The following is a 25,849-nucleotide window of genomic DNA, read 5'->3' on the forward strand; positions in this document are numbered from 1 at the left end:
AGTCTGCCAATCATCGCTCACAAGTTCCAACTAGCAGGTTGGGGGCCACGGCGGTACGGGCAGGCGAGGGCAGGCGAGGGCTACGCGTTCCTGCGCACCTGCGCCGTCACGCCGTCGATCACCTCGTGCACCGTCTGCTCGCCGGACAGCGCGTCGGTGGTGACGGAGAAGTCGGTGGCCAGGGTCTCGCCGGCGATGTGCTCGGCGTGGCGCTTGGCCCACCCCTCCTTCTCCGCCGGCACAGAGAGCACCACGGCGATGCGGTCGGAGACCTCGAAGCCCTCGCGCTTACGTGCGTCCTGCAGACCGCGGATCACATCGGCGGCCCAGCCCTCAGCCTCCAGTTCCTCGGTGACCTCGGTGTCCAGGACGACCAGGCCGGCGACGCCGTCGTTGGCGTCCACGCGCGCGGTGCTCTCCGGGTTCTCGGCCACGAGTCGCTCCGTGTAGAGCTCCGGCGTAAGCACGATGTCGCCGTCGACCACCACGTCGTCGCCGCGGCGCTCGTAGTTGCCCGCCTTCACATTCTTGATGGCACGCTGCACGTCCTTGCCCAGCTTCGGGCCAGCGACCTTCGCGTTCACGACGACCTCGAAGGAACCCGCCGAATCTACGTCCTCGGTCAGCTCGACGGACTTGACGTTGACCTCGTCGCGGATGACCGGGGCGAAGTCGGCCAGGTCATTCGCGTTCGGCAGCGCCACGGTGAGCTTGGGCAGCGGCAGGCGGTTGCGCAGCTTGCGGGACTTGCGCACCGAGGAAGCCGCGGAGCACACCGCACGGGTCGCGTCCATCGTGGCCACGAGTGCGTCGTCAGACGGGATGGTGTCCGCCTGCGGGTAGTCCGTGAGGTGCACGGAGCGCCCACCGGTCAGGCCACGCCAAATGACCTCGGAGATGTACGGCAGCAGCGGCGCCGTGACGCGGGTGAGGATCTCCAGCACCGTGTACAGGGTGTTGAAGGCCTCCGGGTGCGCATCCTGCCCTTCCCAGAAGCGGTCGCGGGAGCGGCGCACGTACCAGTTGGTCAGGGTGTCGGCGAAGCGGCGCACCTCGTCGCAGGCGTCGGCGATGCGGGTGTCTGCAAGTGCGGCGTCGACGACCGCGACCATGTCGTGCGTCTTGGCCAGAATGTAGCGGTCGAGCACGTCGGTGGAGTCCAGCGACCAGGTCGCCTCGTGCGAGCTGTAGAGCTGCAGGAACGAGTACGCGTTCCAGATCGGCAGGAGCGCCTGGCGCACGCCATCGCGGATGCCCTGCTCGGTGACGATGAGGTTGCCGCCGCGCAGGATGGCGCTGGACATGAGGAACCAGCGCATCGCGTCAGAGCCGTCGCGGTCAAAGACCTCGTTGACGTCCGGGTAGTTGCCCTTGGACTTGGACATCTTCAGGCCGTCGTCGCCGAGCACGATGCCGTGGGCGACAACCTTCTTAAACGCCGGGCGGTCGAACAGCGCGGTAGACATCACGTGCTGGAGGTAGAACCAACCGCGAGTCTGACCGGAGTACTCCACGATGAAGTCGGCCGGCTGGCGGGTTTCAAACTCCTCCACGTTTTCAAACGGATAGTGGTACTGGGCGAACGGCATCGAGCCGGACTCGAACCAGCAGTCCAGCACGTCCGGCACGCGGCGCATCATGGACTTGCCCGTCGGATCGTCCGGGTTGGGGCGCACCAGCTCGTCGATGTGCGGGCGGTGCAGCGATTCGGGGCGCCGGCCGAAGTCGCGCTCGAGCTCGTCGAGGGAGCCGTACACGTCGACGCGCGGGTACTCCGGGTTGTCCGACACCCACGCCGGCACCGGGGAGCCCCAGTAGCGGGTACGCGAGATGTTCCAGTCGCGCGCGCCCTCCAGCCACTTGCCAAACTGGCCGTCGCGGATGTGCGACGGGATCCAGTCAATCTGCTGGTTCAGCTCAACCATGCGGTCGCGGAACTCGGTGACCTTGACAAACCATGCCGGCAGCGCCATGTAGATGAGCGGTTCGCCGGAGCGCCACGAGTGCGGGTAGGAGTGGACGATGGTCTGGTCGCGCACCACGCGGTCGGCGGCCTTGAGCTCGCGGATGATGTCGCGGTTCGCGTCAAACACCAGCTTGCCCTCGTACTCGGGGACGAGGCTGGTGAACTTGCCGTCGGCGTCGACCGGTATGACCAGGTCGATGTCGTACTTTTCGGTGGTGAGCATATCGTCCTCACCAAAGGCGGGCGCCTGGTGGACCACACCGGTACCGTCCTCGGTGGTGACGTAGTCCGCCAGCAGGATCATGAACGCGTTCTTCGTGTCCTTGAAGTAGTCGAAGACCGGCTCGTACTCCAGACCCTCCAGCTGCGCGCCACGGAAGGTGGCAACGACCTCCGGGTCCGTGCCCAGCTCCTTGGCGTAGGCGCCCATGAGGTCGGTGGCCAACAGCAGCTTCGCTCCGGCAAAGCCCTCGACACCGTCCTCGGCAACGCGGACCAGCGAGTACTCCACCTCCGGGTGGACCGCCAGGGCCAGGTTGGACGGGAGGGTCCACGGGGTGGTGGTCCAGGCGATCGCGGCGGCGTCGTGAAGCTCTGGGTGCTCCTCCCACGTGGTTGCGGCGGCGAAGCCCTCACGGCCACCGGTGAACGGCATGGTCACCGTCACCGTGGGGTCCTGGCGCTCGCGGTAGGAATCGTCCAGGCGAGTCTCCTGGTTGGACAGCGGCGTGTGCTCCGCCCACGAGTACGGCAGGACGCGGAAGCCCTGGTAGATCAAGCCCTTGTCGTAGAGCTCCTTGAACGCCCACATGACAGACTCCATGAACTCCGGGTCCATCGTCTTGTAGCCGTTTTCAAAGTCCACCCAGCGCGCCTGGCGCGTGACGTAGTTTTCCCACTCGTCCGCGTAGTGCATGACGGACTTTGCGCAGTACTCGTTGAAGCGCTCGAGGCCCATGTCCTCGATCTCCGCTTTGTCCTTGATGCCCAGCTGCTTCTCCGCCTCCAGCTCGGCGGGCAGGCCGTGGCAGTCCCAGCCGAACACGCGCGGCACGTGGTAGCCGGACATCGTGCGGTAGCGCGGGACGATGTCCTTGACGTAGCCGGTGAGCAGGTGGCCGTAGTGCGGCAGGCCGTTGGCAAACGGCGGGCCGTCGTTGAACACGTACTCTTCGGCGTCTTCACGGTTCTTCAGCGAGGCCTGAAAGGTCCCGTCGCTGTTCCAGTAGTCCAGCACGATCCGTTCCATGTCCGGGAACCGGCTGCTGCCACCAGTCATGTCTACCTTGGGGTAGACGCCACCTACCTCGGTCATCATTCCTCCACGCACGTTGCGGTTCTCGTGCAGGGACGCGGAAAGTCGCGCGGTACCACCCTGCTTGAAGCCAACCGCAGGGCCGGCTCCCGCTTCATTTGTGGTGAAGGAAGTGACGTCTCCCCTTGTTCACGTCCGGTTCTACTTGCCGCGGCCCTGGAGCCGCGGGGTTCTTCCGAAAACGCTCCCCGGTGATGGCCGGATCAGCACGTGCGCTGTTGAAGTGCCTCGCCAGTATAACGCACTCCTGGCCGGTGCGGTGCGGAGCATGCTTATCGACGCCAACGCCCCGCCCACGAACCTCATCCCAGGTCCGCGCGCGGGGCGTTGAGAGCGCGTGCTGTGCTACTTCGCGCCGGCGTCGCCGCTCGGTGCGGAGGTGCCGCGGGTCTCCAGCTCTTCAAGCTGGGACTGCAGCAGGGTCTTCAGGCGAGTGCGGTACTCGCGCTCGAAGGTGCGGAGCTCGGCAATACGGTTCTCCAGCGCGTTCTGCTGCTGCTTGACCGTGTTCATGATCTCCGTGTGCTTGCGCTCTGCATCGGCCTGCAGCTTGTGCGCCTGCTCCTCGGCCTGACGGATCTGCGCCTCGGCACGGGAGTTTGCGTCGCTGGTGGTCTCCTGCGCCTTCTTCTCGGCGTCCGCCACGAGCTGCTTCGCGCGGGTCTCCGCGGTCGTGGTGGCTTCGTCCGCGCGCTTCTTCGCGTCCTCGAGCTGTGCGTGGGAGCGGGACTCCGCATCGGCCAGCTGCTTCTTCGCCTTGGTGTCTGCGTCCGCAAGCTGGCGCGCGGCGGCACCGCGGGCCTCATCCAGCATGGAGCGGGCCTCAGCCTGCGCGTCGCTGGTCAGACGGTCCGCCATCTCCTGTGCCAGGCCAAGGACCTTGGCGGCCTGGACGTGGGTATCGGCGGAGGCAGCCTCAGCAGATGCCCCGGCAGCCGCAGCTGCGGCAGGCGCGGCGATGGAGGAGCCCTGCGTGGTGCTCTTGGCTGCGGACTCTGCGGAGCGCTTCGCCTCAGCAACACGCTTGTCGGCGTCCTGCTTTGCGGCCTCGGCCTGCTTGCGGGCCTTTTCTACCTCGCTCTTCGCCGTGCGGGCCTCGGCCTCTGCCTTGTCCGTGGCGGTCTTCGCGTCACGCAGCTTCTTCTCGTACTCAGCGCGGAGCTCCTGCTCGACCTGCTTGCGCACAGCCGCCTCGTCGACTGCAGAGGACTGCGACGCGGACGCGGCGGCAGCGCCGCCGCCAGCGACAACCTCGTCCACGCGGGCGCGCAGATCATCGTTCTCGTCCTGCAGTTGGGCGAGCGTGTCCTCAACGAGGTCCAGGAACTGGTCGACCTCATCCTCGTTGTAGCCCCGCTTGCCAATCGGAGGCTTACTGAAAGCGACATTGTGCACGTCTGCTGGAGTCAGCGGCATGGGCGTTCCCTTCGAAGTCAGTGACGTACCCGGTTACCCGGGCACAGGATTTCCTCCCACGTTACGGGAAAGCAATCCGTGTTTCTAATAAATTGTAACGCTTTTACCCGACGATTCTAGCCGATACGGAGAGCTCCGCCACGTCGAGTCAATCTATTTATACACGTGAACACGCGGTCTGTGTCGAGTGAAGCGCAAAAAGCGGGGGAAATTCGCACTTATTCAAGGATCTCGACCTCCGGTTGAGCTGCAGGTTTCTGCTCTCAGACGAACGGAGTAATGAGGGTGGCGCGAATTACCATCTGCACCACGACGAGGACGACAAACAGCACGATCACGCTGAGGTCAAAACCGATGCCGTTGGACATCCGCAACGGCGGGATCATCCTCCGCAGTGCCTTCACCGGGGGGTCCGTCACCACAAAGATCGCCTCCCCAGCGACCATGAACCAGTGGGGCGGGTCAAAGTGCCGTGAAAAGCTTTCCACCATTTCAATGATGACGCGGAGGATCACCACGAACGAATAGAGGCCAACGAGGGCGTACAGTATTGCTCCGAAAATTGCCACATGCGCCACCATACCTATAGCAAAACGCGCGGGGTGCAACCGCTACCCCGCGCGTATCACGTCTTCCTGGCTAGACCAGGTGCGCTCGACGCTGCAAGTCCTGCTCATCGACGTCGACCCCATCGGGCACGATGGCGAAGACGCGACGGTCGACGTCAAGACGCGACGTCAAGTTGTGCATCGTGCCCCGCAGCGCCATGCACAGGCCGGAGGAGAAGTCGATGAACGCCTTCGCCTGCACCTTGCTCAGGCTGGTCAGGTCCATGATCACAATGTTGCCATCGCGGAAGGGCTCGCCAACCTGCTTCGCGTCCTGGTACGAGTGCAGCATCGGGATCACGACCTGGGCGTCACGACGCACGCGCGGCTCGGCGTAATCGCGGTCGGCTGCGGAGGAGTAACGGTGCGCTCGCGATGGCTCAACATCGCGGACGTCCCGGACCTCATGCGCAGCGTGGGCGGACTGAGCCCGGCGGTCACCGCGATCGTCGCGCATGTCCGTGCCAACACGGTCATCACGGTCATCACGGTCGTATGCGTCGTCATAGTAGGCGTCGTCCTCGCCGTAGGGGCCGAGGCCGAGGAATTCCTTCGCGCTGTCAAAAAAAGACATTGATCGTGCTCCTTGATTGCGGTGCTTGAAGTGCCCCTTGTACTGCCCAATGCTGCTCAGATCGAGGCCAAACCGGGACGAAGACCGGACAAATACCGGGCGTGTTATTTGTAAGGTTCGCGCTTAGCCTACGGGTCGCGGACCAACCACAGCTGTTCCGACACGCACCACGTCTGAGCCGTGCGCAATAGCGAGCTCGAAGTCGCCGGACATCCCGGCCGACATCCGCAGCGTGCGCCCCAGCTTGGCCGACCACTCGTCCGTCAGCTGGCGGACGAGCGCGAACACTTCGCCTGGTTCGGCGTCCAGCGGCGGCACGACCATGAAACCGTCAAAGACGAGGTGTTCCGCGTCCTCGACGGCCCCGACAACGTCCGAGACCGTCTCCTCCGCAGCGACGCCGCCGAATGACGCGCCATCCAGCGCGACGCCGCCGCGGCTGGTGTCGCCGTCGGCGGACACCTGCACCAAGCAGCGCAGCACGTCTCCGGCGCCGTCCCGGCGGTCGCCGCGCTCGATCGCGAGCGCCATCCCGCGGTCCAGCCCCCGGGCGAGCTTGACCGAGTCCACCGAGTGGACCTCGGACGCCCATCGGGCCACGGCGTTAGCCTTCTTGGATTGGATTTGGCCGATCATGACTATCCCACAGTCCACGCCGTCGGTGGCGAGCGTTTCCGCCTTCGCGCGCGCCTCCTGCTCACGGTTCTCCCCCACCAGGCGGACCCCGGCGGCGGCGAGCGCTTCGACTGTTCCAGCACCGTGGAACTTGGTCACCGGCAGGAGCGCCACGCTTCCCGGCTCGCGGTTGGCTGCGCGTTCCGCAGCGCGGATCCGCTCTCGCACCGCCTCGAGGTTCTCGCGCAGCTGCGCCGCGCTGAGGTCGCCGTGCTGTTGCTCGGCATGTTGCCCGGCGAGTTGCTCAGTCATTTATTTCGCCCCCGTCAGCCAAATCACGCCGGCCTGACGCCCCGTCGTGCCCTCGCGGCGGTGAGAGAAGAAGGACTCGTCCGTAATGGTGTCGCGCGGGTCGGCGTCGATGTGCGTCACGCCCAGCGAGAGCAGTTGGCGCACGATACCGGCACGGATGTCCAGGCCCGCCGTCCCCTTGCTCGTGGCGCAACGGGCGCCCGGCAGGTGCGCTTCCACGTCGTCCGCCATCTCCGCGGGGACCTCGTAGGACTCGCCCGCCGCGGCCGGTCCCAAAAGAGCTTGGATATTGGCCGGCTTCGCCCCCAGCTCCACCATCTGCTGCACGGTGCGTGCCACGATGCCATTGCGCGCGCCCAACCGGCCCGCGTGGACGGCGGCGATGACGCCGGCGTCGTGGTCCGAAAGCAGCACCGGAGTACAGTCCGCGACCAGCACGCACAACGCCAGTCCGGTCTGGGTGGTGACGAGAGCGTCGGTCGCTTCGACGGGGTCGGCCTGGGGGCCGTCGACCACGGTGACGGAGTTGGTGTGGAGCTGTTCCATCCACACGAAGTGCTCTTCGGGGAGGTCGAGGATGGTGGCGAGGCGGCGTCGATTAGCATGCACCTGCGCTTCGTCGTCCCCGACGTGGAGCGCGAGGTTGAAGCTGTCGTACGGGGACGCAGAAGCCCCGCCGGCACGGGAGGTAAACACCATGCGGACGGGGCGGGTTGTCAGGTTTTCCATGCCAACCAGGCTACCCGGCTCACGCGGCCGGGCGAGCGCTGGTGGTTAGCGCAGGAAATCGGGGACGTCGAGATCGAAATCGTCGTCGCCGCGGTTGTCGCGATCGTCGCGACGGGCCTCGCCGCGGTCGCTGTAGCTACGGTCGGAGCTGGTGAACAGGCCGCCTCGCTGCGAATCGTAGCTGTGGCGCGGCTGGCGGTCCTCGTAGGCACGCTGGCTGGGCGCGGGCTGGTTGGTCTCCACCGCGCGGTCGTCGAATAGCGAGCCGCGGGACGGGGCCGGGGTGGCCGAGGACGCGCCGTCGATCTGTGCCGTGCTGGAACCGGACTGTGCCTGGGCGGTCTGGATCTGCGGCTCGCCCTGGCGGGCGGCCTCGGCACGCACGTTGGCCTTCTCATCAAAGCCGGTGGCGATGATGGTCACGCGGACCTCGTCGCCCAGATTGTCGTCGATGATCGTGCCGAAGATGATGTTCGCGTCCTCGTCGGCCTTGCCCTCGACGATGGAAGCCGCGTTGTTCACCTCCATCAGGCCGAGGTCCGAGCCGCCGGCGACGGAGATCAGCACGCCCTTAGCGCCCTCCATGGTGGCCTCGAGCAGCGGGGAGTTGATGGCCTGCTCGGTCGCGGTCATCACGCGGTTGTCGCCGCGCGCGGAGCCGACGCCCATGAGCGCCGAGCCGGCGTCGGCCATGACGGAGCGCACGTCGGCGAAGTCGACGTTGATCATGCCCGGAATGGTGATCAGGTTGGTAATACCCTGCACACCGTTGTAGAGCACCTCATCGGCGGCGCGGAACGCGTCCATCATGGACAGCTCCGCCTCGCCCAGCTGCAGCAGGCGATCGTTCGGGATGACGATGACGGTGTCGCAGACCTCCTTGAGCGCCTCGATGCCCTCGAGTGCCTGGCGGGTGCGGCGCTTGCCCTCAAAGGTGAACGGGCGGGTGACCACGCCGATGGTCAGGGCGCCCATCTTCTTGGCAATGCCGGCGACGACCGGGGCCGCACCGGTGCCGGTGCCGCCGCCCTCGCCGGCGGTCACGAACACCATGTCGGAGCCCTTCAGCGACTCCTCGATCTCCTGCTTGTGGTCCTCCGCGGAAGTACGGCCAACCTCCGGGTTCGCGCCCGCGCCGAGGCCACGTGTGGCTTCGCGGCCGATGTCCAGCTTCGTATCGGCATCCGTAAACAGCAGCGCCTGCGAGTCGGTGTTAATGGCGACGAATTCGACGCCCTTCAGGCCTTCTTCGATCATGCGGTTGACGGCGTTGACGCCACCGCCGCCGACACCGACAACGCGGATCATGGCGAGGTAGTTCGCGGGAGAGGTCATGGTGTGGTGACTCGCCTTTCAAACAGTGAGGAGTGGTTGCTTTCTAACGCGTTCCATCATGAATGACACAACGGAGATTTTTGTTTTCTCCTCCGGCGTGTCACGACCCTCAACCTCTACTTTAGAGTTTTGACCTGGGGTTTTACCGCGACGTGACGAGTTCCGGGTTCGAGATATTGAACTCCGTGCCCTCCAGCTGCAGCACGGTCTCAAGCGCGAGCGCCTTATTCATGTTGTCCTCCGCAGCACCCCACGTCACTTGCCGCCCGCCGGCTACGTGCAGCACGTACTCGTACGGCCCGCGCGCCTCCAGAGACTCGACCTCGCCACGGGCTTTATCGCTTATCGACGCCGCGATCTCCACCGCGTGCCGCTTCCCCTCCTCATCACCGATTCCGGGCCCAACCAGCTCCATCGCGCCCGCCGGGGGCTCGGCGACAATGAAGTCCTTGCCTTCGTCGTCGATCAAGTGCGCGCCGTCATCCTCGGTGACAAACGCGACCGGCTTGTGCTCGTCCACCACGACGTCGATGGCGCTCGGCCAGTCGCGCTTGACAGTCACGGAGCTCACCCACGGGTTCCCGGCGACGCGCTGCGCGGCACCCTGCACGTCCACCCGGCCCATCGGCGTCTCCGGCTCGATCCCGGTGAGGTCCTGGACCTCGCCGGTGCTGAGGTTCTGGGTGCCGTCCACGTTGATCCCGTGGACCGGCATCATCGGGGTAAACGGCATGATCGCGCCCACGACGCCGATGACCACAACGGCGAGGGCCACGGAGCCGACGGCGCGACGACGCCTCCGCATGCGCTTGGCGCGCGACGCCGCGTCGTCGACCGGTGCCGGAGTCTCCTCGGCTGCCGCTTCGGCGCGCGGCGCAGCGGTCGTCTCTTGGGCACGCGCGTGTACGTGGCTGGATGTCTCACCCGGCTCGGGCTCCGGTTCGGGCTCCGGCTCGGTCTCGTCCCACTCCTCCGGGTCGAGCTCACCCTCGTCCGCGGGGTCGACGTCGGAGGCGTCCTCCGGGGTCTGCGGCTCCTCGCGCGAGTCGTCTAATTCTTGCGAGTCTTGCGGATCTTGGGTGTCTTGGATGTCTTGAGTGTCTTGGGGCTCCTCCGGGTCCGGGGTGCCGGAACTGCCGATCGCGGTGGACATTTAGGCCTCCGCGCCCGGCGTCGCGTTGCCCGAGAGCTCGCGGAGGATCTCCGGCGCGAGCAGCGTCACACTGCCGGCTCCCATCGTCAGCACGAGGTCGCCCGGCTTCGTCAGGGACGCCACCGTCCGCGGCGCCGCGGAGAAGTCGGGCTCCAGGCGGACCTCGGTCCCGTCCGCGATACGGTCGGTGATGATCCGCGAGGTCACACCCTCCACGGGGGTTTCGCGGGCGCCGTAGATGTCGAGGACGACGCAGGCGTCGGCAAGCGAAAGGGCCTGGGCGAACTCCTCGGCGAAGGCTTCGGTGCGGGAGTAGAGGTGCGGCTGGAAGCAGACGATGACGCGCGCGCCGTTGCCCTCGGTGGTCACCTTGTCGCGCGCGGCGGTGAGCACCGCGTTGACCTCGGTCGGGTGGTGGGCGTAGTCGTCGTAGACGCGCACGCCGTCGAAGTCGCCGCCCTCGACCTGGCCGCGGAATTCGAAGCGGCGGCGCACGCCGGAAAAGTCGGTGAGCCCCTCCCCCAGCTTCTCCGGGTCGGCGCCGGCAAGCACGCCTGCGAGCAGCGCGGCCGCGGAGTTGAGCACCATGTGGCGGCCCGGGACACTGAGCTGATAGCGCACCGTGGCGGTGTGTTCGGGCACGTTCAGCTCCACAGTCGTCGTGACGTAGGAGCCTTCCACCGTTTCCTCGGTGATCACGGCGCCGGCGGGGACGTCGGGGTGGGCCGCGACGGCCTCCGCGGTGCCGTAGCCGAGCACGTTCACGCCTCGGGCGGCGGCGTGCTCACCGCACTCGGCTGCGTGCGGGTCGTCCAGGCAGACCACGAGGTGGCCGCCGGGCTGGACGCGGTCGGCGAAGTCGTCGAAGACCTGGAAGTACGCCTCGTCGGTTTTGAAGAAGTCGAGGTGGTCGGGCTCGATGTTGGTAATCACCGCGACGTTCGGCTTGTAGCGAAGCAGCGACGCGTCCGACTCGTCCGCCTCGGCTACGAACACGTCGCCGGCTCCGTGGTGGGCGTTCGTGCCGGCGCGGTTGAGCTGACCACCAATGGCAAAGGAGGGGTCCACCCCGGCCGCCTGCAGCGCCACCACCGCCATGGACGTGGTGGACGTCTTGCCGTGCGTCCCGGCGAGGAGCACCTGGGTGTAGCCCTCCATGAGCTCGCCCAGCAGATCGGAGCGGCGGATCACCGGGATTCTCTCCTCGGCAGCACGCACCAGCTCCGGGTTGTCCTTGGGGATCGCAGCGAAGCTGGTCACCACGACGGTCGGGAGCTCACCGGAAAGCTCGAGGTTTTCGCGCGCGTGGCCAATGGCCACCTCCGCGCCCTGCAAGCGCAGCGCGCGGACCGGGCGCGACTCCTTCACGTCCGAACCGGTGACCACGGAGCCGCGGTCGAGCAGGATGTGGGCCACGCCGGACATGCCGGCGCCGCCGATGCCGATGAGGTGGACGCGGGAGAGGTCGATTGTGGTCTCGGCCGGGTCGGAAGCGCCCGGGGTAGTCGTCGGCGTCATTGGGGTCTCCTTCTAATCGGGTGAATCGGCGGGGGCTACTGGTGAGCGCTGCGGGCGGCGGCCTTGGTGATGCGCCGCGCGAGTTCCTCGGCCACGTTGCCAGCGCCCGAGGTTTCGAGGGCGCTGCGCATCTCTTGGTAACGGTCCGGGCTGCTCAGGATTCCCAGGACTTCTTCGGCGAGGGCGTCGGGGGTGAGCGACGCGTCGTCGATACGCACTGCGGCCCCGGTGGCAACAAGGTGCGCGGAGTTGAGCCCCTGCTCGCCGTTGCCGTGCGGCAGCGGGATGTAGATCGCGGGCAGTCCTGCGGCGGAGTTCTCTGCCACGGTCATGGCGCCGGAGCGGCAGACCACGAGGTCCGCGACAGCGTACGCGGCCTCCATATCGTCGATGTACGGCACGGCCGTGTAGCCGTTCATGGTCACGGGAGCGTCGTTCTTGCGGCCGTACGCGTGCAGGACCTGGAACCCCGCGCCGGTGATCCGCTCCACCGCGCCGGCAAGCGCGCGGTTAATGTTCACCGCGCCCTGGGACCCGCCGGTGACCAGGACCGTCTTCGTGTTGGGGTCCAGGTCCCACATCTTGTATCCGCGCTCGGCCTTCGCCCCGTCCGGGTCGTCGCCCACGCCCGGGCGCACGGGGATCCCGACGACGTCGCCGGCCATGCCCGAGTTCGGCACGGCGTTGAGTCCAATGCCGCCGAGTCGCACGCCGAGCTTGTTCGCCATACCAGCAAGCGCGTTGGTCTCCAGGACAAAGAACGGCAGGCGCAGCTGGCGCGCGGCCAGGTACGCGGGGCCGGCGACGTATCCGCCGGTGCCGAAGACCACGTCCGCGCCGCTCTCCTTCATGATGTCCGCGGTTTGACGCACCGCGCGGCGCAGCTTCAGCGGGATGCCTGCCCACTTCAGCGGCTGTTTGCGGGGCATCGGCACCGGGTCAATGAGCTCGAGCTCGAATCCTCGCGCGGGCACAATGGTCGTCTCCAACCCTTTCTCCGTGCCCAGAGCGACGACGCGCGCGCCATATGTGTCGCGCAGGACCTCGCCGACCGCGAGCGCGGGCTCGATGTGGCCCGCGGTGCCGCCTCCGGCTACCACCACATTGAGCTGGGTGTTGAGCTCGGTACCGTCTCCGTCGTGCGTTTCAGCCATTGCCGTATTTCCGCCTTTCACGTCGCTGACCGGCAGCGTTAGCCGGCCCGGCGCTCGCCCCTGCGAGCGCTGTTTCGTGGTTCATCGTAGCGTGCCTGCTCGCGGCGCCTGCTCGGGCGACCTCGTTCGTCGTCGGTGCGGCGACCGGCCCCCGCCGCGCCGCGCGCCGTGACGGGTGTGCCGAAGCGCGCGTCGCGCTGGTTCGGTCGAACGACGCGCCCCGAGCGCGACCCTTCGCGCTTCCGCGATGCGGTCTTCGGGCGCGGGGTGCCTTGCTTATCGACGGGCCGCGGCTCCCCAATCAACAACAGTTGGTCAAAGAGCGGACGCCCGTAGTTCTGCATCGCGGAAACCGCATCCGGCTCGTGGCGCGCCACCGAGGCGAGCACGCCCATGGCGCCGAACGTGATCACCGCGGACGTGCCACCCGCGGAGAGCATCGGCAGCTGGATGCCGGTCACGGGCAGGAGGCCGACGACGTAGCCGATGTTAATGAACGCCTGGGAGACCACAGCGGCCGCCAGCGAGGCAGCCATGAGCCGCTGCTCCTGCGTCTGCGCGCGGCGCGCGGCCCGCAGGCCGAAGTAGCCGAGCATGGCGAACAGGCAGATCACCAGCGCGCCGCCCCACAAGCCAAGCTCCTCACCGATGACGGCGAAGATGAAGTCATTTTGCGCCTCCGGGAGGTAGAACCACTTGGCGCGAGATTGGCCGAGTCCGACGCCGAAGAGGGCACCGTCGGCAAGCGAAAGAAAGCCCTGGTGCGACTGGAACGCGATGCCGCGCGTGTCCTCGAAGTGACCGAGGAGCGCGTCGAAGTAGACGTGGAAGCGGTTGGAACGGAAGCCGCCCGCCGCGAACTGACTGAAGAGGAAGATCGCGCCGATGCCGGCAAAGATGCCGATCGTGCGCCACGAGATGCCCGCGAAGAGCAGGATGAACGCGACAACGAGCGCGAACGAGACCGCCATGCCGAAGTCGCCCTGCGCCGCGATCAGCGCTAGGCAGGTGACCGAGACGACGGTGAAACGCAGCGTTCCGGTTCCGGCCTGCAGCGGGCGCGTCGCGTCCTTGTTGGCCACCTCTTGTGCGCCCCAGATTGCAATGGCGATGCGGGCGAGCTCCGAGGGCTGCAAGCGCAGCGGCCCGAGCTCGAGCCAGGACTGCGAGCCCACCGATTCCTTACCCGTGCCCAGCGGCGTAAGCACCGCGATGAGCAGGAGAACCGCCAACCACATGAGCACGACGCTGAGCTTGTGCAAACGGGACGGCGGGATCTTCAGCGCGGCCCAAAAAGCGATCAGGCCGCCGATGACCATGAGGAGCTGGCGCAGTGCGATGCTCCACGGCGCCTGGTTGTTCGCCACCGACATGGCCATGGATGAGCTGAGCACCATCACGACGCCGAGGCCGGCGAGGACGAGCACCACAGTGCGGATCATGGTGTAATCCAGCAGGGGGCGCGAATCCATGAACTCGCCCAGGCGACGCGAGGCGTTGCCAAGTCGGGACTCCTGTCGGACCGCGGCGCTGGAGCGCTCGGCGGGGCGGCGCCCGCGAGTCGCCCCGGCCGGGCGCTCCGACCTCCTGTGATTGTCTGGTTTCAGCGTCATCGAATGCGTCCTGTGGCCTTTCGTCGTTTCAACCAGCGTGGTTCGTGTTACTCGTGTTAGCAGTGTCTCATTGCTGCGGCGCGAAATTCGTCGCCACGCGCTGACATTCCGGAATACATATCCAAACTTGCAGCAGCCGGGGCTAATAACACGGAATCCCCAGGCTGCGCTACGGAAGCTGCGAACTCAACCACGTTGTCCATCGCTTCGGCCGGGTCGGTGCTCTCCGTGACAAATATGGGCACCTGCGGGGCGAGCCGCTGCAGCGCGTCGCGCAGGATTTCGCGGTCTGTCCCCATGAGCGCCACAGCGCGGAACTGTGCGGAGTGCTCGTGGATGAGCTCGTCCACGCTTGCGCCCTTGAGCTGTCCGCCCGCGACCCACACGACGGTGCCCGCGCCCGACAGCGCGGAGTGGGCGGCGTGCGGGTTGGTGGCCTTGGAGTTGTCCACCCAATCCACGCCCCCACCACTGTGGACGACGGCGCCGCGGTGGTCGGCCACGCGGTACGCGTCCAACCCGTCCTGGATGTGGGCGGGCGTCGCACCCTGGGTGAGCGCCACCGCCGCCGCGGCGGCGGCGTCGAGCACGCCCGCGGCCCCCGGGGGCTGGATGCGCGTGGCGGAAGCGAGGTCCGCGGGATCGTCGCTCTTCCAGCGAGAGACCAGCCGACCGCCCTCCACGCCGACCTGCCCGGGCTCGGGGGCACGCAGCGTGAAGCCGATGACGTCGTCTCGGCCGGTTGCCGCCACCAGTTTGGTCACTTCCGGGTCGTCTGCGCCGGCGACTGCGCTGGGCGCGCGCAGCACTTTCGCCTTGTCGGACGCGTAGTTGGCAAAGGATCCGTGCCAATCCAGGTGGTCGTCCGCGAGGTTGAGCAGCACGCCCGCATCGGGGACGAGCTGGCTGGACCAGTGCAGCTGGAAGCTGGAGAGCTCCGCCACCAGCACGTCGACGCGTTCCTCGGCCAGCAGCGCGTCTGCGACGGCCACGCCGATGTTGCCGCAGGCCTGCGCACGCTTGCCGGTGTCTCTCCCGCACTGCGTCATGATGGAGGCGAGCATGCCGGTGGTGGTGGTCTTGCCGTTCGTGCCAGTGACCACCAGCCAATCGCGCGGTGCGCCGAACGCGCCCGCGCGGTCGAGCCGGAAGCACAGTTCCACGTCCCCGATGACCTCGAGGCCGGCCTGAGCGGCCTCCACAAGGAGCGGGGTGTCCGGGCGCCAGCCGGGGGACGTCACCACGGTGGCAAAGTTGGCGAAGCGCTCGGCCGCCTCCGCGGTCGTGATGACGGGAGCGCCGGTGGCATCGCGGACCGCGTCGCGGCCAGCCGCGCTGTCATCCGCGACCGTGTACTCCACCCCAAGGGCGGAGAGCATGCGGGCCGCGCCGAGGCCGGAGACGCCGGCTCCGGCGACGAGCACGGGGGCGTCGATAAGCATGTGCCCCTGCATCTGGGAGGCCATTTACGCGCTCACCCCGTCTTGCGTGAGCCACTCGCCGTAGAACAGCGCGAGACCGAGCGCGACGGCCATAGCGGAGATGATCCAGAAGCGAACCACCACGGTGGTCTCGGCCCAACCGCCGTTTTCAAAGTGGTGGTGGAACGGCGCCATGCGGAACACGCGCTTGCCGGTCGTCTTGTACGACGCGACCTGGATGACCACAGAGCCTGCCTCCATGACAAACAGCGCGCCAACCACGATCATGAGCAGCTCGGTGCGAGAGGCCACGGAGAGCCCCGCAACCAGTCCGCCGAGCGCGAGCGATCCGGTGTCACCCATGAAGATCTTGGCCGGCGCCGCGTTCCACCACAGGAAGCCGATGCAGGCACCAAAGCCGGCGGCGGCGAGGATGGCCAGGTCGAGCGGGTCGCGGACCGCGTAGCAGCCGGGGGTTGCGGACAGCGAGCAGGAGTTACGGAACTGCCAGAACGTGATGGCCACGTACGCGGACATCACCAGTGCGGTCGTGCCCGAGGCGAGACCGTCGAGGCCGTCGGTGAGGTTGACCGCGTTGGACCAGGCCGCGAGCAGGATGTAGATGAACACGAGGAAGACAAGCGTGCCGAGGACGCCGCCGCCGACCGCCAGGTCGATCGTTTCAATGTCTCGCACGAAGCTCAGCGCGGTTGAGCCGGGGGTCAGCCCCTCGTTGTCCGGGAACTGCAAGATGAGAATGCCAAAGGTGAGCGCGATGGCCAGCTGCGCTACCAGCTTCGCGGTCTTGTTCAGGCCCAGGTTGCGGTGCATGAACAGCTTGATGCCGTCGTCCGCAAACCCAACGAGGCCGAGCGACAGGGTCAGTCCAAGCACGATGAGGCCGCTGGCGGTGAACGCCTCGTGCCCGGTAAACAGCGCGATCAGCGAGCTGAGAATGTAGCTGACGGTAATGGCAACGAGGATCGCGATACCGCCCATCGTCGGCGTGCCGCGCTTGCGCGCGTGGGACTGCGGGCCGTCCTCACGGATCTCCTGCCCCATGGCCCGCCGGTGGAAATACCGAATGAGCACGGGCGTCAGGAAAATGGCCACGAGGAAGCTGATAATCCCTGCGCTTAAGACTTGAACCATTGAAGTGCAACCTTGCTAGAAATTTTTACTGTTGAGTTGTTGAGCGCTGGACGCATGCTTATCGACGCCCACCCGCCACCTACGGCGACGAAGACAGATCAGCTACGAGGATAATTGCGTTGGTCGTCCCTTAAGCGATGACCCGCCAGAAGTTCCTCGGCGACCCTCCACAGCTTGACCGCGTTGGAGGCCTTCACCAGCACCACGTCGCGATCGGCGCGGTGTTCCCAGCCCGACTCGCCCGGCGGCGCGGCGGACAGCAGCCGTCGCACGGCGGCGGTGGCCTCCTGCGCATCCGCGACCTGTTGGGCCTGGATGCCGTGTTGTTGCGACCCGAGCAGCAGCGCCTCAATCGGCGCGGTATGTCCGACGGCGATGAGGTGGGTGACGTGGTAGCGCCCGAGTTCCTCGGCGAGGGCGGCGTGGGCGGCGACCGCGTCGCTGCCCAGCTCCCCCATCTCGCCGAGCACCGCGACGGAGCGCACCCCGGGGCGGGCGGCAGCGGTGTAGCCCAGCGCCGCGATGCCGGCGCGCATGGATTCTGGGTTGGCGTTGTAGGCATCATTGATCACGGTGACGCCGTCCTCGCGCGTGTTCACGTCCATGCGGTTGACCGACACGGAGCGGGCGGCGCTGAGTGCCTCGGCCACTTGGGCCGCGTCGAGCCCGGCCTGGACGCCGACCGCCGCGGCGGCCAGCGCGTTGGACACCTGGTGGGCACCAAAGACCCCGAGCGAGACGCGCTGGGGTTCCGCGTCCGGGCAGTGCAGGACGAAGGACGCGCGAGCGATGGCGTCCAGGGTGATGTCGGTGGCGTAGAAATCGCCGCCGCGCGGGTGCGTGGAAAAAGTGACGACTCGCGCGTTGGTGCGCGACGCCATGGCGGAGACCAGGTCGTCGTCCGCGTTGAGGACCGCCACGCCGCCTTCTTCCGCCGACGGCAGCGCCTCCACGAGCTCGCCCTTGGCCAGGGCGATGTTCTCGCGCGATCCGAACTCGCCAATGTGGGCGGAGCCGACGTTGAGCACAACGCCGATCTGTGGCGGGGCGATCTTGGCCAGGTGGGCAATGTGCCCGATGCCGCGTGCGGACATCTCCGCGACCAAAAAGTCCGTGTCTTCAGTGCAGCGCAGCACCGTGTAGGGGTGACCGATCTCATTATTAAACGACCCCGGGGGCGCTACCGTCTCTCCAGCGCGCGTGAGCAGCGTGGCCATGAGGTCCTTGGTCGATGTCTTGCCGGCGGAACCGGTCACCCCGGCGATGGTCAGGTTGTGGGTCGCGCTCAACTCCCGCGCCACGTAGGCGGCGAGCTTGCTCATGCCCTGGACGACGCCCGCGGTGGATCCGTCCGGGTCGCCGGCAGCCAAGTCCGAGTTGTCGCCCTCGCGGGGCGGGACCTCCGGCACGATGATGGCGGGGACGCCCACCTCGCGCGCGGTGAGTGCGGCGACCGCACCGTCGCGCACCGCGGCCTTAGCGAAGTCGTGGCCGTCCACCCGCGCGCCCCGAAGCGCTACGAACAGGCCGCCGGGCACCAGCTTGCGCGAGTCGAACTCGACGTTGCCGGTGACCACCGCGTCCGGGTCGGCCTCCGGGCTCAGCGTCCCGCCGGTGATCTCAGCGATTGTTGCCAGGCTCAGCGGTATCATGCGTGCTCCTTCTCGGCTCCCGCCGCGTAGCCGTGCTCGGCCAGCGCGCGGCGCATCTCTTCCCTGTCATCAAAGTGGTGGGTCGTGGTTCCCACGATCTGGCCGACCTCGTGGCCCTTGCCAACCACCACGATCGCGTCGCCGGGCTGCGCCCAGGCGACCAGCTCGTCAATGGCACCGGCGCGCGAGTCGTTCTCCCGGATCTCGGTGTCTGCTCCGGCGGCGTCCTCCGCGCCCTTGCGCACCGCCGCGCGAATCGTGGCCGGGTCTTCCGTGCGCGGGTTATCATCCGCCACCACAACAAAATCCGCGCCGCGGGCGGCCTCCGCGCCCATAATCGCGCGCTTGGACGAGTCGCGGTCGCCGCCCGCGCCAACGACAATGCCCACGCGGCCGTCAACTTGCTTGCGCAGTGTCTGCAGCACCGCGGCGATCGCGGCTGGCTTGTGCGCGTAGTCCACGACCGCGACAAAGTCCTGGCCGGCGTCGATGCGTTCCATACGGCCGGGCACCGCGGCGTTGGCGAGCCCCTGGATGAACGGCTCGGCGGCCACGCCGCAGGTGGTGGCCATCCCCACCGCCAGCGCGGCGTTGGCCACGTTGAACGCGCCCGGCATGGGCAGCCGGAACTCGTAGTCGTGTCCGTCGTGGGTCAGCGCAATGTGCTGCGCGCCGCTCTCCTCCACAGAGACCTGGCGGGCCTGCACGTCGAGGCCTTCCTGGGCGTGGGTCCCCACGGTGACGGGGTGCGCGGCGCGCTGGGCCATCCGCTCGCCCCACTCATCATCCACGCACACCACACTCTTCGCCGCCGCGATCGGCGACGCCGGGTCGAAGAACAACGCCTTCGCCTCGAAGTAGTCCTCCATCGTCGGGTGGAAGTCGAGGTGATCCTGGCTCAGGTTGGTAAACCCGGCGACGTCGAAATCAGTGCCGCCGACTCGGCCGAGCATCAGCGCGTGCGAGGACACCTCCATCACCACGTGGGTCACACCTTCGTCCCGCATCCGCGCAAACAGCGCCTGCAGCGCCGGCGCTTCCGGGGTGGTCAGCTTCGACGGGACGTCGCGCCCCGCAATCCGCGTGCCCGTCGTGCCGATCAGCCCCACCTTGTGCCCCGCAGCGGTCAGCCCGCGCTCGAGCAAATACGTCGTTGTCGTCTTGCCGGAGGTCCCGGTCACGCCGAGCAGGAGCATGCTTTTCGACGGCCACCCGTAGACCTCTGCCGACACCTCGCCGAGCACGGCGCGGACGTCCTCGACGACCAGCACGGGCCGCTCGTCTCCGGTGGCGGCGATGATGTCCAGGCCGGCGGCGTCGGTAAGCATTGCCCCCGCCTGCGAGCCCTCGGCGAACGACGCGCCGTGGACGCGGGTGCCGGGCAGCGCCGCGAACAGCCCGCCCGGCTCGATCGCGGTGGAGTCGAGGCTGATCGAGGCGATCTGCGTGTCGTCGGCGGGCGGGTTGACCACGCGCGCCCCGGCGATCTGCGCGAGGTGCTGCAGCGTGGGTGCTTCGGTGTTCATGTGGCCTCCTTGTGTTGGCGGTTGCTGCTGGCTATTAAGTTGTGTCGTGACTGGGCGCTGGGCACTAGGCGTTGGGCACTGCACCACGCACCTTACTGCTGCTGCAGCACATACGGCTTCGCCTCCGGGCTCGGCGGGATGTTCTCGTGGTTGAGCAGCCAGGCGGCGATGTCCTTGAACACCGGCGCGGCGGACTGGCCGCCGGCGCCGCCTTCGAGGGGGCCGCGCGTCGGCTCATCAAGCATGATGGCAACAACGAAGCGCGGATCGTCGGCAGGCGCGATGCCCGCGAACGTGATCCAGTACTGACTCTGTGAGTACGCGCCCGTGTCCGGGTCGACCTTCTGCGCAGTGCCGGTCTTGCCGGAGAGCTGGTAGCCCTCGATCTCGTTGCCCTGGGCGGTACCGTTTTGTACACCGGCCGGGTCGGACTGGAAGGTGGCCCGGAACATATCCACGACGGTGCGCGCGGTTTCTTCGCTGACCACGCGGTTGGTCGCTGGTGCGGGCTGCTCGATCTGCTCGCCGTCCGGGCCGGTGATCTGCTTGATCACGCGCGGTTCGACGCGCTCGCCGCCGTTGGCCAGGGTCTGGAACACGCTGGCCATTTGCAGCGCGGACCAGCTCATTCCCTGGCCGATCGGGAGATTGGCAAAGGTGCCGCCGGACCACTGCTCCAGGACGGGGACGATGCCGGCGGACTCGTTGGGCAGCTCGATGCCCGTGGTCTTGCCCAGGCCGAAGCGCTGCAGGTAGTCCCAATAGCGCTCCTCGCCGAGGCGCTGCGCGAGCTGCAGGGTGCCCACGTTGGAGGACTTACCAAAGATGCCGGCGGTGGTGTACGGCATGACGTCGTGCTGCCAAGCGTCTGCGACCGTCACCCCGGCCATGTCGATGGAGCCCGGGACCTGGTGGACCTCCTCCGGGTTGGTCGTACCCTCCTCGATCGAGGCAGCAGCGGTGATGATCTTGGCCACCGAGCCCGGCTCGAACGGGTGCGAGACCGCGTTGTTTTCAAAGTCGCGGCCCTCCTTGAGCTGCTTGTTCAAGTCGCCGTTCGGGTCGATCGTGTCGGTGTTGGCCATCGCCAGGACCTCGCCGGTGTGGGCGTCGAGCACGACCGCCTGCGCGTCCTTTGCCTCGGAGTTGCGCTTCGCCTGCTCGAGGGTCTGCTGCACGTAGGTCTGCAGGTCCAGATCCACGGTGAGCTCGACGCGTGCGCCGTCGACGGCGGGGACGACATCTCGCAACGTGCCCGGGATTGCGGTGCCGCCGGCGGCGACATCCTCTGTGGAGCGGCCGTTGATGCCGGTCAGCGCGGCGTCGCTCGATGCCTCAAGGCCGAACTGACCTTGGCCGTCCATGGAGACCTTTCCAATAATGTTCTCGCCAATCGCGCCGTTCGGGTATTGGCGGATGTCCTGGTTGTCCGCGGCAAGGCCGTGGAACGTGCGGGCCAGCGCGCCGGCAACGTCTGGGTCGACGTTGCGGACGAGCACTTCGTAGTTGGAGTCCGAGTGCAGCTTGTCCAGGATGTCCTTCGGCTTGACCGAACTTTCTTGGGCATCCGGCCCCGCGTTTTCGGCAGCATTCTGGTTCCCCGCCTTTGCGCTGGGCTTCGCGCCGCTGGACTTGGGCAGCTCGAGGCCGTCCAGGTCGCTCAGCACGTCGAGCGAGTCCTCTCCCTCCTCCGGCTCGCGGAGCACGACGCGGTGCTCAATGGCCAGCGGGATCGAGTTCGCCATCTGGCGCAGGCGGTCCTCGACGCGAGCGTCGAGCTGCTGCTCGATGTCGGATTCGGAGACGTCGTCCTGGCGCATCTTGTACGTCTCCAACTCCGCCAGCTCCTGGCGCAGCACGACCGGGGACACCGTCAGGGAGCGCGCCTGCATGGTGTAAGCGAGTTGGTTGCCCTCGCGATCAACGACGTCACCGCGGCGGGCCGGGTCGACGTAGACGCGGGCGCGCTGTGTCTGCGCCTGCTCGCGCAGCTCCGGGCCCCACATGAGCTGAACCCACGCGAGACGAGCGACCAGCACGGCCGCGACGATAAGGAATACGGCCACCACGAAACTGACGCGGGCGTTGGTCAGCTTGCGCTGATCCATCGCGCTCCGCGGCAGCTTCACGCTTCCCCCTCCCCGGCGCTTGCCGGGGCCCTTTCGCTGAGGCTGTCGAGCAGCTGAGCCACGTGGCCGTCGCGACCCCGATTCCACCACGTGTCCTCCTTGTGTTTGCAGAGCCTCCTGGCTCTCCGGCGTTGTTACCGATGAGCTGGCCGGTGCAGGTACCTCATCTTAGAAGTTTGATGCGACGTTTGGTTGGTACGGCGCGACGTTATCAATCTGCGCGTGGGCCGGGGGCGCCGACCGTCCTGCCTGCCCCTGCTGTGCCGGTGCCGCCGACGGGCGCTGGCCGGCGTTGCGGCTGCCACCCGGGGTTGCGGTGAGCGCGTCGCTGATCTCTGCGGTGGCCTTCTTGTCACTGGAAGCGCGGCCAGCGGGTGCGTTCTCGCTGTTGACGTCGATGACCTTCGCGTTCTTCTCCGGGTCGAACTCGCGGCGGGTGTTGGCCTTGCCGTCCGCCGCGACGTCGACAATGCCCGGCTCGGAGGCGACGAGCATGCCCTGATCCGCCGCGTTTTGCGCCAGCTCCGCGGAGGAGCGACGCTGCTCGAGGTCGCGGTTCAGGGTTTCCACCGAGCTCTTCAGATCGCGCTCCTGCGACTGCAGCTTCTCAATGACAAAGGACTGACTGGTGGCCAGGCCGGACAGCACCATCGCGATGATGACGCCGCCGATGAGCAGCGGCAGCCCCACCGAAGACACGACAGAGAAGCGGCGCTTCGCTGCGTCGGCCGGCGCCGCGACGCGGCGGCCGCGCACTGTGACCACCTGCTGCGAGCCGAGGCGGCCGCGCGGCTTGGTGTGCGGCACGTGCGGCTTGACCGGGTGCCCGGTACGGGTGGGGCGCTTCGTGGTCGTGCGCGCTGCGGAGCGCCCGCTCGGCTTCACGCGCGATCCCGCTCGTCCTCGCGCGACGGATTCGCCGGCGCGGCTTGGTCGTTCAAGCGTGTCGGTCGATCCTGTTGCGGTGAAGTCTCGTGCTCCCATGTTCTGATTCCTTTTCGGCCTTGTCCAGTCGAGTCAGCTACTGGTTGGGAAGTTGTTGGGTGGGAAGTTGGTGTGCGGGGCGTTGCAGTGACGGTTCCTGCGGTGCTGAATCGTTCGGTGCGGAGACAGGTGCGGCGTTGTCCGCACACAGTCTCTCTATTCCTCGCACTCGAACGGGAGCGGCGCGCGGGTTACGCTCGATTTCTTCTTTGGAAGCCTTCTCCGCACCGTGGGTAATCGGTGCGAACTCCGCGGCGGTGCCAGGCAAATCCATCGGCAGCCCGGGCGGGGTTTTCGAAGTGGTCAAATCACGGAACGCAGCTTTGATGATCTTGTCCTCGTGGGACTGGTAGCTCATAAACACCACGCGTCCGCCAGGCGCGAGCAGGTCCGTGACCACGGGGATCACGCCGCGGATCGCGTCCAGCTCTCCGTTGACCTCGACGCGAAGTGCCTGGAAGGTGCGCTTTGCCGGGTGGCCACCTGTGCGGCGGGTCGCCGCCGGAATCGTGTTGTACAGCAACTCCACCAGTCGGGCGCTGGTGGTGAACGGCTCCCGCTCACGCTCCTTAAGCACCGCGGACGCGATCTTGCCCGCGAAGCGCTCGTCCCCGTAGGTCTTGAGCACCCGCGCCAGGTCACCGTGGCTGTACGTGTTCAGCACGTCAGCGGCAGTAATACCGTGCGAGGGGTCCATCCGCATATCCAGCGGCGCGTCCACGCGGTACGCAAACCCGCGCTCCTCCTGGTCCAGCTGCATCGATGACACGCCCAGGTCAAAGAGGGCACCAGCCACGCCGACCTCACGGACGAGGTCGAAGGCGGGGCCGGCGGCGTCAGCGATTGCGGCACCCATGTCGTCGAAGCGCGCCTGCACGGGGGCGAAGCGATCACCGAACGGGGCGAGCCGCTCCGACGCTTGCGCCAGCGCGTTCGGATCACGGTCCACGCCGATCACGCGCGCATCAGGGAACGTGCGGAGGAAGTGTTCGGTGTGTCCGCCGGCGCCGAGTGTGGCGTCGATAAGCACTGCCTTCGCCCCAAGCTTTTCGACGCCCGGCGCCAGCAGTTCGGCCATACGATCGCGCATCACCGGCACGTGCCCGTGATTTGCCGCGACGGAGTAATCCATCGCCGAAAGGTTGTCATTCATCCGAGGATCCTCCCTCCGTCTCGCTTGCCGCTTTCGTATCGCCCAAATCCCACGAATGGGGAGCGCATAGAGCCCTGCCCGGGGCGGCAGTTCTGATGTCGGGGAAGTACACCAGAACGCTTCACGCCCCGGACAGAGTCCGTACACGCTCTCCGTCAGTAGTCACACGCCCACTGCCGGGTAGTCAGCCCTACAGCAGACCGGAGAGAATGTCGTCATCGTCCGCCGCCGAGAAGGCGGCTTCAGTCTCTTCTTGGTACTGAGCCCAAGACTCAGCGTCCCAAATCTCGAGAAAATCCACCGAGCCGATGACCACGCACTCCTTCGTCAGGGAGGCGTACTCCCGGTGCGCCGGCGACAACGTGATGCGACCGGAACCGTCGAGCGTCTGCTCATCCGCGCTGGCAGCCAGGTTACGAATGAACGCGCGCGCCTTCGGGTTCGTCCGGGACGCCGCCGCAGCCTTTCTGGCCCTGGCGGTGAACTCCTCCCGCGGATACACCGCGAGCGAATGATCCTGCCCCTTGGTCACCATCAACCCGTCCGCGAGCCCCTCTCGGAACTTCGCGGGCAGCGTCAGGCGCCCCTTGTCGTCCAGCTTGGGAGTGTAGGTTCCCAGAAACATCCGGCGACCCACCTCTCCTTCACCTTCGGAATCGGCTCTGAAATTTTCTCTGCGCCAATTCGTGCCGCACACGTAGTCAAGATGCACGCCACGTCTTCACGCATGGCCCACTTTAACCCACTTTCCCCCACTGACGCCACACCACGCGGGAAAATTCTTCCCGCGTCGCGCATTTTTCCTGTACATCGGGCACGTTTGGCGGTGGGGCGCGGTCCCCTTCCCGTTGGGGCTCGGCGCCACATGGGTCGCTTTTCGACGCCCCTACCCCACCATCACCACACGCCCCTCCAGTCCCTTCCACGCGCCCGAAGCGTAAAAGCCCAGGAAAATCGCTGAGACGGGTGCGCGCAGCCGCCGCGAATGGCGACTGTGGTGGGGACAAGTGGCGGAGTGGGAGAAAGTGGGGCGTCCCGGTGGGGCGAAGTGGGTGGCCCCAGAGCGCGGGAACACCGGTGATGCGCCACCGGGGCAGAAGTCTGGCCGACCCAGGGCGTTGCCGGGGTGAAGTCGGGCCCGTTTGACGAGATCACCATGACGAAGATGCGAGGATTGGGCCTGCGGACAAATAGTTGGAGTGCCCCGTGGGCTTGTGTGTTGTTGTTTAGACTCCAAGTGCTTGGCGGTGTTCGGCGATGGTGACATAGCCGTTGCCTAGCGTCGACTTCAGCCTGGTGTGGGTATAGAAGTCGATGTAGTTGTCAATATAGTCTCGCATTTGTGCCACCGTCATCTTTTTGGTGGCGGGTCTGCCTTTAAGCAGTTCTTGTTTCATGAGAGTGTCCGATTGTTTGTGTGCGGGGGCTTGGTTTACAAGTAGTCCGCGAATCGGTCGGGGTAAGCCACGGCTAGTTGGTTGATGGCTTGTTTCCACCCGGTGGCTTTCGCCCCTTCAATATAGC

General features: G+C 66.9%; 20 protein-coding genes. All 20 read right to left on the reverse strand.

All coding sequences use genetic code 11. The features are described 5' to 3' along the window. Positions 1 to 80 precede the first annotated feature (80 nt). Positions 81 to 3,284 (reverse strand): isoleucine--tRNA ligase, encoded by a 3,204-nt coding sequence (ileS, locus tag CKJ82_RS02070; RefSeq protein ID WP_095536817.1) that lies wholly within the window; start codon positions 3,282 to 3,284, stop codon positions 81 to 83. Between the two features lie 342 nt (positions 3,285 to 3,626). Beyond that, positions 3,627 to 4,697 (reverse strand): DivIVA domain-containing protein, encoded by a 1,071-nt coding sequence (locus tag CKJ82_RS02075; RefSeq protein ID WP_095536818.1) that lies wholly within the window; start codon positions 4,695 to 4,697, stop codon positions 3,627 to 3,629. Positions 4,698 to 4,960: 263 nt separating this feature from the next. Then, positions 4,961 to 5,266 (reverse strand): YggT family protein, encoded by a 306-nt coding sequence (locus CKJ82_RS02080; protein ID WP_095278043.1) that lies wholly within the window; start codon positions 5,264 to 5,266, stop codon positions 4,961 to 4,963. Positions 5,267 to 5,336: 70 nt separating this feature from the next. Next, positions 5,337 to 5,879, reverse strand: a complete 543-nt coding sequence (gene sepF, locus CKJ82_RS02085) for a cell division protein SepF (protein ID WP_095278046.1) — start codon at positions 5,877 to 5,879, stop codon at positions 5,337 to 5,339. Positions 5,880 to 6,002: 123 nt separating this feature from the next. Beyond that, positions 6,003 to 6,806, reverse strand: a complete 804-nt coding sequence (locus tag CKJ82_RS02090; RefSeq protein WP_095536819.1) for a YggS family pyridoxal phosphate-dependent enzyme — start codon at positions 6,804 to 6,806, stop codon at positions 6,003 to 6,005. After that, positions 6,807 to 7,535, reverse strand: coding sequence for a peptidoglycan editing factor PgeF (gene pgeF / locus CKJ82_RS02095; protein WP_233125682.1), 729 nt, complete (start codon positions 7,533 to 7,535; stop codon positions 6,807 to 6,809). A gap of 45 nt (positions 7,536 to 7,580) precedes the next feature. Continuing rightward, positions 7,581 to 8,870 carry a cell division protein FtsZ gene (gene ftsZ / locus CKJ82_RS02100; RefSeq protein ID WP_095536820.1) on the reverse strand — a complete coding sequence of 430 codons (1,290 nt, stop codon included), beginning with the start codon at positions 8,868 to 8,870 and terminating at the stop codon, positions 7,581 to 7,583. A 142-nt stretch (positions 8,871 to 9,012) separates the two neighbouring features. Beyond that, a complete protein-coding gene (locus CKJ82_RS02105; protein WP_095536821.1) occupies positions 9,013 to 10,023 on the reverse strand; it encodes a cell division protein FtsQ/DivIB in 1,011 nt (336 codons plus the stop codon). Next, a complete protein-coding gene (gene murC, locus CKJ82_RS02110) occupies positions 10,024 to 11,541 on the reverse strand; it encodes a UDP-N-acetylmuramate--L-alanine ligase (protein WP_095536822.1) in 1,518 nt (505 codons plus the stop codon). 35 nt (positions 11,542 to 11,576) lie between these two features. Then, positions 11,577 to 12,695 carry a UDP-N-acetylglucosamine--N-acetylmuramyl-(pentapeptide) pyrophosphoryl-undecaprenol N-acetylglucosamine transferase gene (locus CKJ82_RS02115; protein ID WP_095536823.1) on the reverse strand — a complete coding sequence of 373 codons (1,119 nt, stop codon included), beginning with the start codon at positions 12,693 to 12,695 and terminating at the stop codon, positions 11,577 to 11,579. A 38-nt stretch (positions 12,696 to 12,733) separates the two neighbouring features. Beyond that, positions 12,734 to 14,308: an FtsW/RodA/SpoVE family cell cycle protein gene (locus CKJ82_RS02120; protein ID WP_205691345.1), complete on the reverse strand. Its 1,575-nt coding sequence runs from the start codon at positions 14,306 to 14,308 to the stop codon at positions 12,734 to 12,736. A 56-nt stretch (positions 14,309 to 14,364) separates the two neighbouring features. After that, entirely contained in the window at positions 14,365 to 15,774 is a 1,410-nt protein-coding gene (gene murD, locus CKJ82_RS02125) for a UDP-N-acetylmuramoyl-L-alanine--D-glutamate ligase (protein WP_095534883.1), read from the reverse strand. Then, positions 15,775 to 16,881, reverse strand: a complete 1,107-nt coding sequence (gene mraY, locus CKJ82_RS02130; protein ID WP_095536825.1) for a phospho-N-acetylmuramoyl-pentapeptide-transferase — start codon at positions 16,879 to 16,881, stop codon at positions 15,775 to 15,777. Between the two features lie 98 nt (positions 16,882 to 16,979). After that, the gene (locus CKJ82_RS02135; protein ID WP_095536826.1) at positions 16,980 to 18,533 is read right to left on the reverse strand and encodes a UDP-N-acetylmuramoyl-tripeptide--D-alanyl-D-alanine ligase; all 1,554 of its coding nucleotides are present in this window, start codon (positions 18,531 to 18,533) and stop codon (positions 16,980 to 16,982) included. Next, complete coding sequence (locus tag CKJ82_RS02140) at positions 18,530 to 20,059, reverse strand: UDP-N-acetylmuramoyl-L-alanyl-D-glutamate--2,6-diaminopimelate ligase (protein WP_095536827.1); 1,530 nt, start codon at positions 20,057 to 20,059, stop codon at positions 18,530 to 18,532. Before CKJ82_RS02140 ends, CKJ82_RS02135 begins: the two co-directional genes overlap by 4 nt. A gap of 92 nt (positions 20,060 to 20,151) precedes the next feature. Next, complete coding sequence (locus CKJ82_RS02145; RefSeq protein WP_369825032.1) at positions 20,152 to 22,065, reverse strand: peptidoglycan D,D-transpeptidase FtsI family protein; 1,914 nt, start codon at positions 22,063 to 22,065, stop codon at positions 20,152 to 20,154. Positions 22,066 to 22,356: 291 nt separating this feature from the next. Continuing rightward, on the reverse strand, positions 22,357 to 23,172 hold the full coding sequence (ftsL, locus tag CKJ82_RS02150; RefSeq protein WP_133063995.1) for a cell division protein FtsL: 816 nt from the start codon (positions 23,170 to 23,172) through the stop codon (positions 22,357 to 22,359). Positions 23,173 to 23,209: 37 nt separating this feature from the next. Continuing rightward, positions 23,210 to 24,304, reverse strand: coding sequence for a 16S rRNA (cytosine(1402)-N(4))-methyltransferase RsmH (rsmH, locus tag CKJ82_RS02155; RefSeq protein ID WP_095536853.1), 1,095 nt, complete (start codon positions 24,302 to 24,304; stop codon positions 23,210 to 23,212). A gap of 211 nt (positions 24,305 to 24,515) precedes the next feature. Beyond that, positions 24,516 to 24,950, reverse strand: a complete 435-nt coding sequence (mraZ, locus tag CKJ82_RS02160) for a division/cell wall cluster transcriptional repressor MraZ (RefSeq protein WP_038591497.1) — start codon at positions 24,948 to 24,950, stop codon at positions 24,516 to 24,518. Between the two features lie 601 nt (positions 24,951 to 25,551). After that, positions 25,552 to 25,722 (reverse strand): IS3 family transposase, encoded by a 171-nt coding sequence (locus CKJ82_RS11740; RefSeq protein ID WP_165765355.1) that lies wholly within the window; start codon positions 25,720 to 25,722, stop codon positions 25,552 to 25,554. Positions 25,723 to 25,849 lie beyond the last annotated feature (127 nt).

Source organism: Corynebacterium gottingense (genome assembly GCF_002285125.1).
GTDB lineage: Bacteria > Actinomycetota > Actinomycetes > Mycobacteriales > Mycobacteriaceae > Corynebacterium > Corynebacterium gottingense.